This is a genomic window from Helicobacter sp. 23-1048 (assembly GCF_053654545.1).
This window is the reverse complement of the sequence record NZ_JBSIUT010000001.1, coordinates 1,127,782-1,142,870: the sequence shown is the minus strand read 5'-3', so window position 1 is coordinate 1,142,870 and position 15,089 is coordinate 1,127,782. Positions and strand designations below refer to the sequence as shown.

The 15,089-nt window shown below is 41.3% G+C and carries 11 protein-coding genes; 8 read left to right on the top strand and 3 right to left on the bottom strand.

From position 1 onward, the window contains the following. Positions 1-46: 46 nt before the first annotated feature. From rpmI to ACWIWK_RS05590, 4 genes are all read left to right on the top strand, one after another. Entirely contained in the window at positions 47-241 is a 195-nt protein-coding gene (gene rpmI, locus ACWIWK_RS05605) for a 50S ribosomal protein L35 (protein ID WP_023926866.1), read from the top strand. A gap of 355 nt (positions 242-596) precedes the next feature. Then, the gene (rplT, locus tag ACWIWK_RS05600; protein ID WP_454151599.1) at positions 597-950 is read left to right on the top strand and encodes a 50S ribosomal protein L20; all 354 of its coding nucleotides are present in this window, start codon (positions 597-599) and stop codon (positions 948-950) included. 1,076 nt (positions 951-2,026) lie between these two features. Beyond that, positions 2,027-3,223, top strand: a complete 1,197-nt coding sequence (locus ACWIWK_RS05595; protein WP_454151597.1) for an acetate/propionate family kinase — start codon at positions 2,027-2,029, stop codon at positions 3,221-3,223. A 233-nt stretch (positions 3,224-3,456) separates the two neighbouring features. Beyond that, the gene (locus tag ACWIWK_RS05590) at positions 3,457-4,035 is read left to right on the top strand and encodes an isochorismatase family protein (protein WP_454151595.1); all 579 of its coding nucleotides are present in this window, start codon (positions 3,457-3,459) and stop codon (positions 4,033-4,035) included. Between the two features lie 3 nt (positions 4,036-4,038). Here the strand turns inward: ACWIWK_RS05590 and ACWIWK_RS05585 are convergent, their stop codons facing one another. The 3 genes from ACWIWK_RS05585 to ACWIWK_RS05575 all read right to left on the bottom strand — a co-directional run bounded on the left by ACWIWK_RS05585 (position 4,039) and on the right by ACWIWK_RS05575 (position 7,915). Continuing rightward, a complete protein-coding gene (locus ACWIWK_RS05585; protein ID WP_454151593.1) occupies positions 4,039-5,226 on the bottom strand; it encodes an ABC transporter substrate-binding protein in 1,188 nt (395 codons plus the stop codon). A gap of 191 nt (positions 5,227-5,417) precedes the next feature. Beyond that, entirely contained in the window at positions 5,418-5,582 is a 165-nt protein-coding gene (locus ACWIWK_RS05580; protein ID WP_454151591.1) for a hypothetical protein, read from the bottom strand. A gap of 140 nt (positions 5,583-5,722) precedes the next feature. Further along, complete coding sequence (locus ACWIWK_RS05575) at positions 5,723-7,915, bottom strand: hypothetical protein (protein WP_454151589.1); 2,193 nt, start codon at positions 7,913-7,915, stop codon at positions 5,723-5,725. A gap of 173 nt (positions 7,916-8,088) precedes the next feature. Between ACWIWK_RS05575 and ACWIWK_RS05570 the strand changes: the two genes are divergently transcribed. The 4 genes from ACWIWK_RS05570 (at position 8,089) to ACWIWK_RS05555 (ending at position 14,995) form a co-directional block, all read left to right on the top strand. Beyond that, positions 8,089-10,353, top strand: coding sequence for a TonB-dependent receptor plug domain-containing protein (locus ACWIWK_RS05570; RefSeq protein WP_454151587.1), 2,265 nt, complete (start codon positions 8,089-8,091; stop codon positions 10,351-10,353). A 35-nt stretch (positions 10,354-10,388) separates the two neighbouring features. After that, entirely contained in the window at positions 10,389-11,399 is a 1,011-nt protein-coding gene (locus tag ACWIWK_RS05565; protein ID WP_454151585.1) for a FecCD family ABC transporter permease, read from the top strand. Further along, on the top strand, positions 11,396-12,331 hold the full coding sequence (locus ACWIWK_RS05560; RefSeq protein WP_454151583.1) for an ABC transporter ATP-binding protein: 936 nt from the start codon (positions 11,396-11,398) through the stop codon (positions 12,329-12,331). The genes ACWIWK_RS05565 and ACWIWK_RS05560 overlap by 4 nt, the downstream gene beginning before the upstream one ends. A 501-nt stretch (positions 12,332-12,832) precedes the next feature. After that, positions 12,833-14,995 (top strand): TonB-dependent receptor, encoded by a 2,163-nt coding sequence (locus ACWIWK_RS05555; protein ID WP_454151581.1) that lies wholly within the window; start codon positions 12,833-12,835, stop codon positions 14,993-14,995. Positions 14,996-15,089 lie beyond the last annotated feature (94 nt).

Sequence of the window (15,089 nt, the reverse complement as noted above, 5' to 3'; positions counted from 1 at the left end):
AAAAGCACAAACGCGAAATCTAAAAATCTATGAAAGGAGGTAGCAAATGCCAAAGATGAAAACAAATCGCGGGGCGGCAAAAAGATTTAAATGCAAAAAAAATCTTATCAAACGCGGTAGTGCGTTTCGCAGTCATATATTGACAAAAAAATCGCCCAAGCGCAAAGCGCGACTAAAATCGCCCCATTTTGTGCATAGCGCAAATATTGATTCTGTGAAGAATCTACTTTGCCAAGCGTAGCGTTGTGGCATAGATTTCACAATGTGGATAAATCGCTTAATGTGGAGCGTTTATAAGGCTTGCACATTTTAAAATGCACAAAAAAATGCGAGTAAAAAAGAGAAGTTTCAGTCAAAGTCCCCCTTAAGTTGCGAAATGCAGAATTTCAAATAGCACAAAAAGGGCAAGATTAACTCTAAAAACAATAAAAATAAGCGCAGGGATTTTGAGGCGTGTTTGTGGGCTTTATGAGGCTATGAGCCAAGATAGAATATGTCATTCATCGCGGGCGAAATAGCCGAAATAATCTCATAAATACGCCCAAAAGCACAAGCGTGAAATAAGAGTTACACCTAAAAAAGGTAAAGGAGAAACAATGAGAGTAAAAACAGGCATAGTGCGCCGTAGGCGACACAAAAAAGTCCTAAAACAGGCAAAAGGCTTTTATAGCGGGCGTAGGAAGCATTTTCGCAAGGCAAAAGAGCAACTAGAGCGAAGTTTGTGCTATGCGTTTCGCGACAGGAAGCAAAAAAAGCGCGATTTTAGAAGTCTTTGGATTATCCGTATCAACGCCGCGTGCAGAATGCAGGATATAAGCTATTCTAAGTTTATGCACGGGCTAAAGCTCGCAAATATCGAGATGGATAGGAAGATTCTCGCCGATATGGCGTTAAATGACATTGAGAGCTTTAATAAACTCGTGCAAAGCGCAAAAGGCGCGATGAAATAGCGCAATAACAATAGGACAGCATTGTTTATCGTGTATTGCGCATAACGGTGATGAAACTAACGAAATTATGGTTAGCCTCATCACCACAGCAGTAAATAGTATTGACTATTCAATACAAAATGGCAAAAGTGAAACCTATAGAGTGGCGAGAATTAAATAAAGAGCGTGTTATTTTAGAAAATGACGAATCGCAATAATCCAAGCATAAGGGGAAAGGCAAAATGAAAAAAGGATTTTAGTATTTATATTTTTAACACTAAACCTAATAGGGAACGATTGCGAATGCTTTCTAAGTGAAAGCGAAAAAGAAAAGAGAATAGAAACCTACGGAAAGTATATAGACAATCTTTTTAAAGAAAAAATGATAGGTGAAGTTACCATATTTAAAGACGGAGCGTGCATTTATAATTCTACAATATACACAATAGGTTTTATAAATGGGGCAATACCAACTTTACTTCTCAAAGAAAAAAGAGAACTAAGCTACGAGGAATTTTTAGAATTTTTTATAAAGGTTAGAAACGATAAAATAAATTCTTGTTTAAATAAATAATAGCGCGGGTAAGCCCGCATTTATAAACTAACGAAATTTTTAAGAAATAGCACAGGCAGTGCAAATTATAGCTTTTAGCATACACGAACAGATTAAAGACAAAATAGACAAATATTTTAAGAATCTTACAAGCAACATCACACAAACCGCAAATTTAGTCATAAATCAAAAGAGGGGATTAAAAACATAATCCAAGTTATTAAGACAGATTTTAAGACTTTACAATAAACGCAGATTTTTGCCAAAATTTACTCAATCAATACGAAGTGAATAAAACCACTAAGGGTAATACATTTTTTTTAGCCAAATTTGCCACGAAAGCGGAGAATTTAAACAAATGTTTGAATATACACACAAAAACCAAAAATCTCTCATAGAAATTTATAGTAAAGTTATTGTAGAATTTGTGTAATTTATACACAATATGTTGATAAATTAACATTATTTTTTACTTTTGTTATGTTTTGTCCTTTAAGATTGAGTTAAGACTATGTGTCAGGCATACCAACAAAAAGGAGAAAAAATGAATGTATTAGTGGTAAATTGCGGGAGCTCATCGCTAAAATTTCAGCTCATAAATGTCGATAGCGAAAAAGTCCTAGCCTCTGGAATCTGCGATAGAATCGGGCTTGAAGGAAGCGTGCTAAACTACAAAAAAGGCGAAGAAAAAGTAAGCAAGACGCTAAACCTAGTCAATCACTCAAACGCCATCTCTGCGGTGCTAGAAATCCTAACCGACAAAAAAATCGGCGCAATAAAATCTTTAGATGAAATCGCTGCTATCGGGCATCGCGTGGTGCACGGTGGCGAGTATTTCAAAGAATCTGTGCTTATTGATGAGATTGTGATAAAGCATATCGAGGATTGCTCCGCTCTCGCGCCTCTGCATAATCCCGCACATTTAATGGGTATCAAAGCTTGCTCCGAGCAAATGCCAAAAACGCCTATGGTAGCGGTGTTTGACACGGCGTTTCATCAGTCTATGGAAGCACGCGCGTATATGTATGGCGTCCCGTATGAATGGTATGAGAAGCACAAAGTGCGCAGATATGGCTTTCACGGGACAAGCCATAAGTATGTTTCACAGCGCACGGCGGAGTTTTTGGGACTTGATTATAAAAATTCTAAAATCATTGTCTGCCACCTTGGCAATGGCGCGTCCATCTCTGCGGTAAAAAACGGCAAATGTGTGGATACAAGTATGGGGCTAACGCCACTAGAGGGGCTTATAATGGGGACTAGAAGCGGGGATTTAGACCCTGCGATTTTGGACTATATCGCCGATAGAGAGGGGCTAAACACCAAAGCAATCGTAAATATCCTAAACAAAAAATCTGGCGTGCTTGGGATTTCAGGCGTATCAAGTGATTTTAGGGATTTGCTTGATGCCGAGCTAAAAGGCGATGAGAGGGCGAAACTCGCTCGCGCTGCCTTTGCATATCGCGTGCTAAAATACATTGGAAGCTATTGTGCGGTGATGATAGGCGTAGATGCGATTGCCTTTTGCGCGGGCGTGGGGGAGAATGCGAAATTTATACGCGGTATGATTGTGGAGCATTTAGAGTTTTTGGGCGTGAAGCTCGATGAGGAAGCAAACAACGCGTGTGGCAAAGAAGCGATAATCTCCACTAAAGATTCTAAAGTCAAAGTGTGCGTAATCCCCACAAATGAAGAGCTTGTCATCGCTAGGGATACCAAGGCGATTGTGGCAAAACTTTAAATTTTAAAATTTAAAGCACAGGCTATTTATTGTTGGATTGAAGCGCGATTTTAGGTGCTTTTTGTTTTTATTGAATTTTGTCATACTTAAGCGCAAGCGAAATATCTCTATTTTTGTGCGAGGCGTAGAGGCAATGTAGAGATACTTCGGCTTTTTAAGCCTTCGTATGGCAGACAATCATTTAATGTTTTGCAACTTATTTTAAGGCAATTTTTTTTAAACAAGGTGTAGAAATGAAACCATTTGAATACGGGCTCTACAAGCCAAATGAAAGCCTTTTAGTAGTCATCGATGTGCAAGAGAGGCTACTCCCGCTGATGTTTGATTACCAAAATCTTATCAAAAATACCAACACGCTTTTGCGCGGGGCGCAGATTTTAGGCATTCCCACGCTTATCACCGAGCAGTATCCAAAAGGGCTTGGAAACACCGATAAACGCGTGGAATTTGACAGAGGAGATTCTACAATCTGCGTGCGAGAAAAGACAAGTTTTAGTATTTTTGGCAATGGCGAGATTATGGATTTTATCGCCAAGCTTAATACACAAGACAGGGCAAAAAACCTCATAATCTGCGGGATTGAAAGTCATATCTGCGTGCTTCAAACCGTGCTTCACGCGCTAGATTTAGGGCTTAGCGTGTGGGTAGCGCAAGACGCGCTAAACTCGCGCAAAGAAGCAAACCACCTAAACGCTATCGAGCTAATGCGAAGCGGTGGTGCGAAAATCTCGTGCGTAGAATCACTCCTCTTTGGCGCAATGCTAGAATCTAAAAATGAGCATTTCAAGCAAATCAGCGCGTTAATCAAGTAGATTTTAATCCAAATGCCCAGCCTTGCTTGAGGGATTAAAGATTTTGTCAATTTGTGCGTCATTTAAATCTAGCCCAAAGATTTCTTTGTAGTATTGCTTTGCATACGCCTTGTAGTCCTCTTTTATCACTTCTTTTGCGCTATCTAAATTTGCTTTACTAGATTCTATAAATTCTGCGTTATGTGCTCGTAGCCACGCAAGAAGCAATGGCAAATCCACGCCCGGGGCAAATGGACGATAACTCCCTAATGGCAGTTTATACACGCGCTTCTGTTGCACCGCTTTTATGCCCTGCCACCGCTTCGATTCTAAAATCTGCTTTGGCAAAAGTGGCGTAAAGTTGTTGATATAAATAATATCAGGGTTTAGTTTGTAGATTTCCTCAATCGAAGTAGTCGCACTCCGCAGGGAATCTAGCGCGTGAATCCCACCGCTAAAATCTAGCAAATACTTGCCAAAAATGCCCGCGATTACGAGCTTTTCATCGCTTGCATAAGTGTGGATAAAAATCGCTTTTGGAAGCGCGGTTGATTCTTTTTGGGTGTGCGCTCTATGTGTGCTAGAGTTTTTTGCATTTTTTACGCTAAGATTTTGTGGATTTTGTGTGGGGAGATTTTGCAAAGGTAGATTTTGTGTGTATGATTGTTGTGCTAGTTCCTCTTGTTTTTTGATTTCTTGCAAAATCCGCTCTGCTTTAGATTCTTTATCTAGCAGGGGGGCGATTAGCCCAAACCACCCCTCCAAAGTCTTATGCGAGTTGTATCCCCATTTTGCCACGCTTATGGCAAGGGTTGGCACGCCACTTTTGCGCATAAGCGCGCAAATAGCCTTATTTGCGCTATGACAGATAAAGACATCGGGCTTGTAGTTTAGCAACTCCTCGATATTTTCGCTATTGCCTGTGGGGATTTGCGCGATTTGCGGATAAAAATCTATCATAAAGGAATACAAAAGCGCGTTTTTAGAGGCTTGTGGCATATACGCGATTCTTTTCGCGCTATTATCAAGCATTATCATCACAGATGGCAGGGGCCAAATCCCTGCTATGGCGATTTTTTGTGGCTCTTTTGTGATAGTTACTTTTATCCCATCATCATCGACAAGTGTCAGCGGGAAACTCGCACTAAAGGCGTGCGCGATAAATGCAAGATTTGCAAACATTGCAAAAAGTATGTTTTTGTGTGTGTTCATTGTTTTGTCCTTTATTGTAATATTGTTTTTTGTCATTGCGAGCTGGACTTTTAGCCCTGTTTGTCATTGCGAGAAGTCAGCACGACTTCGTGGCAATCTATTTTTTGTCCAACCTAATTTTTAAGTCGCATATTGTCATATTGAGCGATAGCGAAATATCTCTTTTTGCGAAGTTGAGAGATACTTCGGGCTTAAAAGCCCTCAGTATGACAATGCACATCGTCATTGCGAGCGTTGCAACGCAACGCGTGGCAATCCACAATCACAAATTGCCACAATAATACTTTTTGTAGTTTTTTTGGTTGTGAATTACTACGCTCGCCACTGCTCGCTCGCAATGACAAGAAAATAAGCACATTTACAAAACCTAAATTCTAGTATTTTGCGGTAATGCTTGTGGAGTTTTTGAGAGTTTGACACAAGGTTAGCGCACTACTCGTGCGTGCCTTGTGGCAAACTCTCAAATCTCTGCAATGACTACCCAAAGACGAATTTTTCACATTCTAGAATGTAAAATATCTTCTTCTATCCACTCCATAAACGCATCAAAAAACGGCTCCGTCTTTGGCATAAAGCCCTGCCCCAAATGAAAATCTGGGTCAAGAGAGGTTACATACAGCCCGCCTTTGAAACTCGTATCTTTGTAGATTATCGCCTCATTTAGCTCGTTTGCCAAAATCATTTGCGAATCTTTAGGCGGATAAAACGCGCCGTGATAGTGCCATTTAGCCGTGAAAAGCTCCATTTTGCTAAAGAGGCGTTTGCCATACTCGCCCACCTCAAAGGACATATCCGCACCTTGAGAGAGCCACCACCAAAAATTCACGCCATATTCTTTCCACGCGATATTTGGCAAATATCCCTGCGTAACCTCGCCAAAGCTCACAATGCTCCCGCCATTTTTTAGAAACTCTACAAATTTCTCTTTGCAGGGCAGTAAAAAGCGCGGATTTGCCCTAGAAGCGATGACGATATAATCAAGCCCGCTAAAATCCGTATTTTGCGCGTCTTTGTGGTAGATTCGCTTGTCAAAAAAATGCGCGTATTTTGCGTCTTTGTTGTAGAAAAAGTTGCGCTCATAGCTTGCTCCACCTGTGATTATGGCATTTTTTAGCGTAGGATTTTTGCGTAGGGGATTTTTGGGCTTTTGGGATTTTATGGTTTCTATGTCAAAGTGAAACCGCCCACTTTGGCTTGCATTTGTGGCAGGCTTTGTCATATTGGGCGCGAGCGAAATATCTTTATCTTTGTCATTTTGAGCCGTAGGCGAAAAATCTCTAGATTCTAGATTATTTGATATATTATTGCCCGAGATACTTCGGGCTTCGCCCTCAGTATGACAATGTGAGGTTGTAGCCATAAAAACCCCCTCCCTTGCGGAGGGGGTTTTTGCTTTGGCTAACGCCTCGCAACCCGTTGGGTGGGGGTGGGTGTCATTGCGAGCCGACTTGTCGGCGTGGCAATCCACAGAATTGTTGTCATATTGAGCAAAACGCGTAGCGTGTAGCGAAATATCTCTGTTTTGGTTATTTTGAGATACTTCGCTACGCTTAGTATGACAATTTGTAGCGTGTGGATTGCCACGCTCACGCGCTGTGCTCGCTATCAATGACGGATTAGATTCCCTATTTTTTAGCTCATTTCCTAGCCAGCTTAGCAGATTTAGCCCTAACCTCCTAGCACTATTGTTTTCAAACACGCCAAAGGTAAGCAAATCCGCGCCAGCAGTGGCGAGAATCACGCCATTTGTAGAGATTCTATCGATATAGCCCACGCATTTCCCCTCGCTATCGCGCAAAAAGATTTCAAAAGGTTTATACCCACCCCCTTTATCCCCCTCCGCAATGGGAGGGGGAAATCCGTCATTGCGAGAATTTGCGTTAGCAAATTCGTGGCAATCCATAGAATCTTTGTCATATTGAGGGAGCGGAGCTAGTGAAGTATCCGCATTGTTATATTGAGGTTTCCTAGAAACCGAAATATCTCTGTCGTTGTTTGTCATATTGAGCGCAAGCGAAATATCTCTATCTTGTAAGTTTGAGATAATTCGGCTTTTTTCAAAAGCCTCAGTATGACAAGAAAATGTAGATTCTTTGGATACTTCGCCTAAAGGCTCAGTATAACAATGTGTATTTGTGTTTTGAGATTCTAAAAGATATTTTGGTATCTCAAAATACCCGCGATTAAAAAACCCTTTTACACCTCTGCGGAAGTTTATATCATATTCGCGCACGCCCTCTGTGAGACCGTGTCCTGTCAGCCGTATTTCTCTATCGCGGATTTCTACGGGGCTTTTTATATAGCCCGCATTATTTGGCAAAATCCCCGTGTAGTTATGACAAAAGCTAACTACAATCCCGCCATTATCCAAAAACTCATAGAGTTTGTCTCTATGCTCCCATAGTGCTATTTCATCAATGCCCATAGGCAAAACCACAGCACAATACTTCTGCAACTCAAACCCAGCCAAATCACTATACACATCTCTATATTCTAACGCGCATTTGTAAAGAAAGTGATTGTAGATTCCATCTTTTTCATAACCATAAGTGTCAAAATATGCCACTTTCCCATATTTGAGAATCTCTTTATGGTTATACACTTCTTTCAACCTTATAGCGAGATTATCGCTTACCTCATTTGTAGTTATTTCCAAGACATCGCTTGGAGCACACGCTTGCATACTCATTGTTTTCTCCTTATTCTTAGTTTATTACTCATTTTGATATTTAAACCTATTTTTGAGTAATTTCGTTACAATAATACCCAAATAGTTAGCATATATATATATATATATATATGAATTTTGTGTTACATTTTCAAAGTTTAGTAACAAATCTTATAATCTAAAAAGGAGAAACTATGAATAAGGGCAATCTTATTTTACTCTCAAGCATACTTGCTACTTGTCTTTTGGCTGATGATACTGACTTAGATTCAGCTCATCAAAAAAACTTAAACACTAATTCTCATAATGGAGAATCTGCGCAAAATGTCCAACTCCAAAAGAGCTCTGTAACTGCTGAAGTCTCTCAAAGCGAACTGCCTATCGAGCTACAAAGCAAGGCAATAAGCGTAGTAGAAAAATCTCAAATCCTAGAGAGAATGGGTGTCGGCGGACCGCAAGCCTTACTAGAACAAGTCCCGGGGATTTTGTATTCTAGGAGCGGGGGAATCAACGGACAAATCACTATCCGCGGGCAAAACTCAAACAACACGCGTTCGGTTATTATGATTGATGGTGTGCGCTTTTCTGGTCGCTCGACACTAGATTTCAATGTGCTAGACCCCTATCAATTTGAATCTATCGAAGTTATTCGTGGTGCAGCGAGTGCATTATGGGGAAGTGATGCGATGAATGGCGTGATAAATTTCCGCACGCGCAGAAGCAATTACAACATTGGTGGCGAAGAATTTAGCGCAACAGCGAGAATCCGCGCCCTAGAATACCAAAGTGTCAATAATGGTTTTGCTGGTAGAGCGGAGATTTTGGGTGGTGGTAATGGTTGGGATGTGCTAATAGGAGCGAGCACAAGGCAAGGTGATGACTACACTACACCCTTGCAATCTCTCACAGCAGGAAGTCAGGGTAATTATTTAAAAGCCCCAAACTCCAATTACACAACCTTTAACCTTGATTTTAACATTGGCTACACAAACAAAAATCACACGAGATACTACACACAGGGACGCTACTCACATATAGAATCTCATCGCGCAGGTGGCGGAGCTGGGGTAGCTGCAGCACCGGGCTCATATTATGGAATCTCTGTGGCTGAAGTGCCAATCACAGAGTATTACATTCGCGCTGGGGTAGAAAAAAGCAATTTAGGCTTTGCAGATTCTATGAATTTTTATGTGCATTACCGCCATTGGGATACAGATATTTGGAATTATCGCTCTGGTGGGACAAACGGCTACACGCCCGGAAACAATATCCATCAAAGAGTTTATAATGACAACATTGTAGGCACAAGGTTGGTGTTTGATGGGAACTTTGGAAAACACTATGTAAATTATGGACTAGAAATAGAAAGCACCATAAAAGGCACACAAGTGGCACAAGAAATCATCGATAACACAGGTGGGATTACCACATCAAGGACAGCTGTGCGAAAATACACCAATACAGATTTTGCAATATTTGCAAAAGATGATTACAAAGTATTTGATAGTTGGATTATTTCTGCTGCAGCACGAGGAGACTATGTGCTTACCACTTTTGGCAAGACGCTTACTAGCATAGAGCAGAACTATCCAGCCGCATTGCTTAACACCATTAGTGATAAACCCGTGCATACAGGCGCGGTTACAGGCTCACTTGGCTCTGTGTGGTTTATCACAGATTATTTAAGCAATGTCATCAATATAAGTCATAATTTCCAAGACCCAGGTGGCACAGGCAGAATGTCTTTAGGTGCTTCTGCTCCGCGATATGTAGTCGCAAACCCTGATATAAAACCAGAATACAGCCAAACTGCAGAGCTCGGATTTCGCTTTAATACAGGGGAGCATTTTATAGGGCTTACAGGATTTTTCACTAATTACCACGATATGATATTAACGCGTGTCTATACCAATCAAACATTACTCGATGCAATCACAGGAGGAAATCCGGGCAATGCGTATCTCACACGCAGCGAAAATGTAGGGAGAGCCTATATCACAGGTGCGGAGCTAGAGGGGCGACATCACTTTTTAGATTCTAAAGTGGAATTGAACTACAATCTTGCCTATAACTATGGACACGATATTACCAACAACAAACCAATAGCCTATATTGCACCAATTTATGGTAATGCAATGTTGAAATTTAACTTTGATAAAGTTTATATTAGCGTTATGGAGCGGTTTTATGGTGCAAAAACTCGCATAGACCCACAAGATTCTAATCCAGAGGGTAAAACTGCTGCGTATGCAATGACAGATATGTATGCTGGGGTAAAACTTGGGGAGTTTAAAAGCACATTGAAAGATATGGAGCTTATTTTTGGAATCTCTAATGTCTTTAATGCCATAGGGCGCAACCCCGTAACAGGAATGAATGCAAATTACGCGCTTTCTGTTACTAATCCGCTTGTAGAGCCCGGTCGTAACTTCACACTTAAATATGTGTGGAAATACTAATGTGTGTTATCGCAATTTAGAATCTAGGAGTGCAAATGCCCTACTCTACTCTAAAAATATCTCTCATTTACATTTTAAGCATTGCTGTTGTGCTTCTTATTGCACTATTTGCGCTTAGCATTGGGCGGTATGAAGTTCATATTAGCGATATACTCTCACTAATCGCTGGAAATCGCCTTGATAACGAAGTGGATACATTTGTCCTGCTAGATTTTCGCGCTCCGCGTGTGCTACTTGCCATCGTTATGGGAGCGGGGCTAAGTATGGCAGGCTGCGCGTTTCAAAGCCTTTTTAGCAATCCTTTAGCAACCCCTGATATTTTGGGCGTTACAAGCGCGTCTAGCTTTGGAGCGGTGCTCGCTCTTATGTTTGGGTGCAGTATGCTTGGCGTTTTTGCGTTTGGATTTGTGTTTGGAATCATCTCTTTGGTGCTTGTCGTGGCGGTTAGCTACTCGCGCTTTGTCCCACTTAGCACCATTAGTATGGTTTTAAGCGGGATTATCATCTCTGCGCTGTTTTCTAGCCTTGTAAGCCTTGTGAAATACCTTGCCGACCCGCAAGATACGCTCCCTAGCATTACTTATTGGCTTCTTGGCTCTCTATCAAGAGTGTGGAGTGGCGAGCTTGCATTAGGCGTAGTCGCAGTGTGTCTTGGTTGCGTAGCGTTGTTTTTAGCACGCTGGAAGCTAAATATCCTCTCTCTAAGCGAGGAGGAGGCAAAATCTCTAGGGGTAAATCTAAACGCCTTGAGGGCAGTGGTAATCCTCTCTTGCACGCTTATTGTAAGCGTGAGCGTGAGTTTGTGCGGGATTATCGGCTGGGTGGGATTGCTTGTGCCTCACATTGCGCGATTGCTCGTGGGAAGCGAGAGCTCACGGCTTTTGCCACTTAGTGGCATACTTGGCGCGGGCTTTGTCATCATCATCGATACGCTCTCACGCTCGCTTAGCGCAAATGAGATTCCCATCTCAATCCTTACAGCACTCATTGGTGCGCCATTTTTTATCTACATTTTGCATAAAAACAAAGGAGGCATAAAGCTATGAATAAGATTATGGAGTCAAAATCCTTGCCAAAATCTAGGCAGGACACTTCGCAAGAATCTAAGCACAATATTGCGCAAGATTTTGGAAATGATTTGTCGCAAGATGTTTTACAAAATGCTGGGCGAGATTCTCAAGTGTCCCTGCTAGAAGTCAAAGATTTGTGCTTTTGGCGTTTTGTGGGATTACAAAAAATGCACATTTTAAAAAACATTAGTTTTTCGCTTCAAAAAGGCGAGATTTTAAGCATTTTAGGGCGCAATGGCGCGGGAAAAACGACATTGCTAAAATGCCTTTTGGGATTTTTGAAAAGCAGTGGGGAAATTTTATTGCAAGGGCGACATATCACCGAGCTTAGAGGTGCTATGTGGGATAAAGTGTCCTATGTCGCGCAGATTAAGGGTGCAACCCTGCCTATAAGCGCGCTTGAAATGGTGGTGCTAGGGCTAAATAATGCTATTAAATTTCAGCCAAAAGAAGAGCATTTTATGCGTGCTAGAGAGGTATTACACGAGCTAGGAATCGCACATTTAGCCGATAAAAACTGCGCTTCGCTAAGCGGTGGCGAACTCCAAATGGTGCTTTTTGCCCGCGCATTAGTCAAACGGCCAGAGATTTTAATCCTTGATGAGCCAGAATCAAACTTAGATTTTGCCAATCAAAAGATGATTTTAGACACGCTAAAATCTTTAAGCAAGCAGGGCGTATCTATCGTGCTAAATACGCATTTCCCAGCCCACGCGCTATTTTTATCGCACAAAGTTTTGTTGCTCTCAAAACTTCGCAACGAGGGCGAAATAGATTCTAACGCGCTCTTTGGCACAAGTGCGGAATTATTAAACCAAACGCATTTAAGTAAGCTTTATAGCGTGCCTTTGGAGTTACATTCTAAGGTTAGCCCTTTTAGCCACGATGAATTTATCGTGCGGATTTAGGAGATTTTTGGGAAGTTTGGGAATCTCTGCGCGAAAATTTTACATAAATTTTACTTAGTAAATGGATTTTATAAAAAAAAAACACTATAATACGCGCGTATCCTATGGATAACCCACTAAGACATAGGATACCCCTGAGTCGCCACAACTTGTTATACCGACCAATGAAAGATTTTTCTTTTTCGTAACCTCCTTTCGTAAAAAAAGAAACTAATGCAACCAAGCAATAAATATCCAAAGTATTTGGCATAACAAGGGCAACTCGGGGAAATTGCCATTTGCTTAGACTGGATTTAAAAGTCTCTAACAAAAAATTTCTGCAATTTTTATATTTTTGCTTACAAATGACAAAAATTATTGTATAACTCCAATCGTTATTTAATTTTTAATAACGAATATTAAAACTTTAAGGAGCTATAATGCAAACTACCAAAAATACAACCATAAAAATAAGCCTAATATCAAGCATATTACTAGGAAATATGCTTCTAGCAAATGATAATGGGGGGGGGGGCAGAAAACAATAATAGCAACTCTCAAAGCACTAATGTAGAAGAATCTATCCAACTTGAAAAATCAAGTGTAACTGCACAAGTCTCACAAAGTGAGCTCCCAATCGAATTACAACCAAAGCAAATCAGCATTATTGATTCTAACGCTATGCTAGAGAAAACCTCACTTGGTGGAGTGCAAGATGTGTTAGAATCTGTCCCCGGGATAAACTTCGCAAGACAAGGCGCAATCAACGGGCAAATTAACATTCGTGGGCAAAACTCACGCGATTGGCGTAGCACAGTGATGATTGATGGTGTGCCATTTGCTGGGCGCAACACAGCGGAATTTAATATGTTTGACCCATATAGCTTTGATTCTATTGAAGTATTGCGTGGCTCAGGTAGCTTTTTGTGGGGTAGCTCAGGTATCAATGGCATAGTGAATTTCCGCACGCGCAGAAGTAATTATAACCTTCAAAGCGAGACTTTCAAAGCTACTGCAAGGGTGCGCTCACTTGAATATCAAAGCGTAAATGACGGTGTAGCAGGACGCGCAGAGGTGCTAGGTGGTGGCGGTGGCTGGGATTTGCTCATCGGAGCAAATGGCAGAATGGGTGGAGATTACACAAGCCCTGTGCAAAGCGATGGTAAATATTTAAAGGTAGCAAACTCTGGCTATCAAGGCTATGGAGTAGATTTCAACGCAGGCTATACAACCAAATCAAGTGTGCGCTACTATTTGCAAGGACGCTATACTAATGTATCAGCAGAGCGAGCAGGAGGGACAGCAGCAGCTCCGGGCTCAAGCTATCAAATCTCTGCTACAAATACAAATAAAATCCGCTTAGAAGATTCTCCAAGCATTGAGTATTATTTGCGTGCTGGTGCTGAGGCTAAGGATTTGAGTTTTGCAGATTCTATGGAAGCCTATCTCTATTATCGCCACCTAGATTCTCAAATCCTCTATGCCAATCAAAACCGCAAACGCGAAACTTTTGATAATAACTTTATAGGTGGGCGTCTGCTCTTTGATAGTCATATTGGCAAGCACACTTTAAGCTATGGAGCAGATTTTATGAGTGAGATTTCTTTAACGCCGGGCAATGAAATCAATACTGCTACAAATGTCATTACGACAAGAAACCGCGCCTATACAAATACGAATTTTGCGGTGTTTGTCAAAGATGATTATAAAGTCTTTGAGCCGTGGATTCTCTCAGGGGCTATTCGCGGAGATTACCTCTACACTTGGATTTCTAAGAGACACAGCGACCAAGAGGGAAATTGGGCTAATCGCTTCAATCAAGCCGAGATTTCTGCCCTTATCGATGAAAACAACAAAATCCATACAGGCGCGCTCACAGGCTCTCTAGGCTCTGTCGTGTTTTTAGGCTCATATTTTAGCAATGTTTTTAACATAAGCCACAACTTCCGCGCACCACAAATTAGCGAGCGCATAGGCAATACTTATAGTGGAGGAGGCTCTAGCACAGCAGCACAAAGTATCTTAGCAAACCCAAATATCAAACCTGAATACAGCCAAACTGCAGAATTTGGCTTTCGATTCCACAGCGAAAATCACTTTGTCTCGCTCATTGGGTTTTTTACCAACTATCACAATATGCGCGCACGAAACCCATATACCACACAGGCTGGCGATGCGACATTTCGCTATGAAAATGTCGGCAAGGCATATATCACGGGTGCGGAACTCGAAGGCAATCATAGCTTTGGAGAGAGTGGCTTAGTCGAGCTAAACTATGCCTTTGCCTACCTACACGGACACAATGTAACGGATAATAAACCCATCAAGCATATTGCACCATTTAGCGGGAATCTATCCTTGCGACTAAATTTTAACAAAGCCTATTTAAGCGTGCGAGAGCGATATTATGCGCCTAAAAAACGCATAGATAGCGCAAGCGAAATCGCTACAAAAGGGTATGCAATGACTGACATTCATTTAGGGATAAAGCTGGGTGCTTTTAATCATTATCTAAAAGATATGGAAATCATTGTGGGCGTCTCAAATCTCTTTAATGAAATTGGTATCAATCCAGCATCTGAATGGACTAGAACTACACTCCCACTCGCAGACCCCATAAATCTCACAAATCCACTTATTGAGCCCGGACGCAACTTCGTAGCTAAATATGTATGGAAATACTAATACAACTTTGGATAGAAGGCAATCTTTGTGATTCTATCCACTCTTTACTTAAAACCCTTGCTTTTATTGCCAAAATCTCTATAATTGCTGTCTT

Coding starts and splice junctions, on each gene's coding strand:
- ACWIWK_RS05595 (WP_454151597.1), top strand. CDS start 2,027: ATGAATGTATTAGTGGTAAATTGCGGGAGCTCATCGCTAAAATTTCAG.
- ACWIWK_RS05570 (WP_454151587.1), top strand. CDS start 8,089: ATGAATAAGGGCAATCTTATTTTACTCTCAAGCATACTTGCTACTTGT.
- rpmI (WP_023926866.1), top strand. CDS start 47: ATGCCAAAGATGAAAACAAATCGCGGGGCGGCAAAAAGATTTAAATGC.
- ACWIWK_RS05555 (WP_454151581.1), top strand. CDS start 12,833: ATGGGGGGGGGGGCAGAAAACAATAATAGCAACTCTCAAAGCACTAAT.
- ACWIWK_RS05560 (WP_454151583.1), top strand. CDS start 11,396: ATGAATAAGATTATGGAGTCAAAATCCTTGCCAAAATCTAGGCAGGAC.
- rplT (WP_454151599.1), top strand. CDS start 597: ATGAGAGTAAAAACAGGCATAGTGCGCCGTAGGCGACACAAAAAAGTC.
- ACWIWK_RS05585 (WP_454151593.1), bottom strand. CDS start 5,226: ATGAACACACACAAAAACATACTTTTTGCAATGTTTGCAAATCTTGCA.
- ACWIWK_RS05590 (WP_454151595.1), top strand. CDS start 3,457: ATGAAACCATTTGAATACGGGCTCTACAAGCCAAATGAAAGCCTTTTA.
- ACWIWK_RS05565 (WP_454151585.1), top strand. CDS start 10,389: ATGCCCTACTCTACTCTAAAAATATCTCTCATTTACATTTTAAGCATT.
- ACWIWK_RS05575 (WP_454151589.1), bottom strand. CDS start 7,915: ATGAGTATGCAAGCGTGTGCTCCAAGCGATGTCTTGGAAATAACTACA.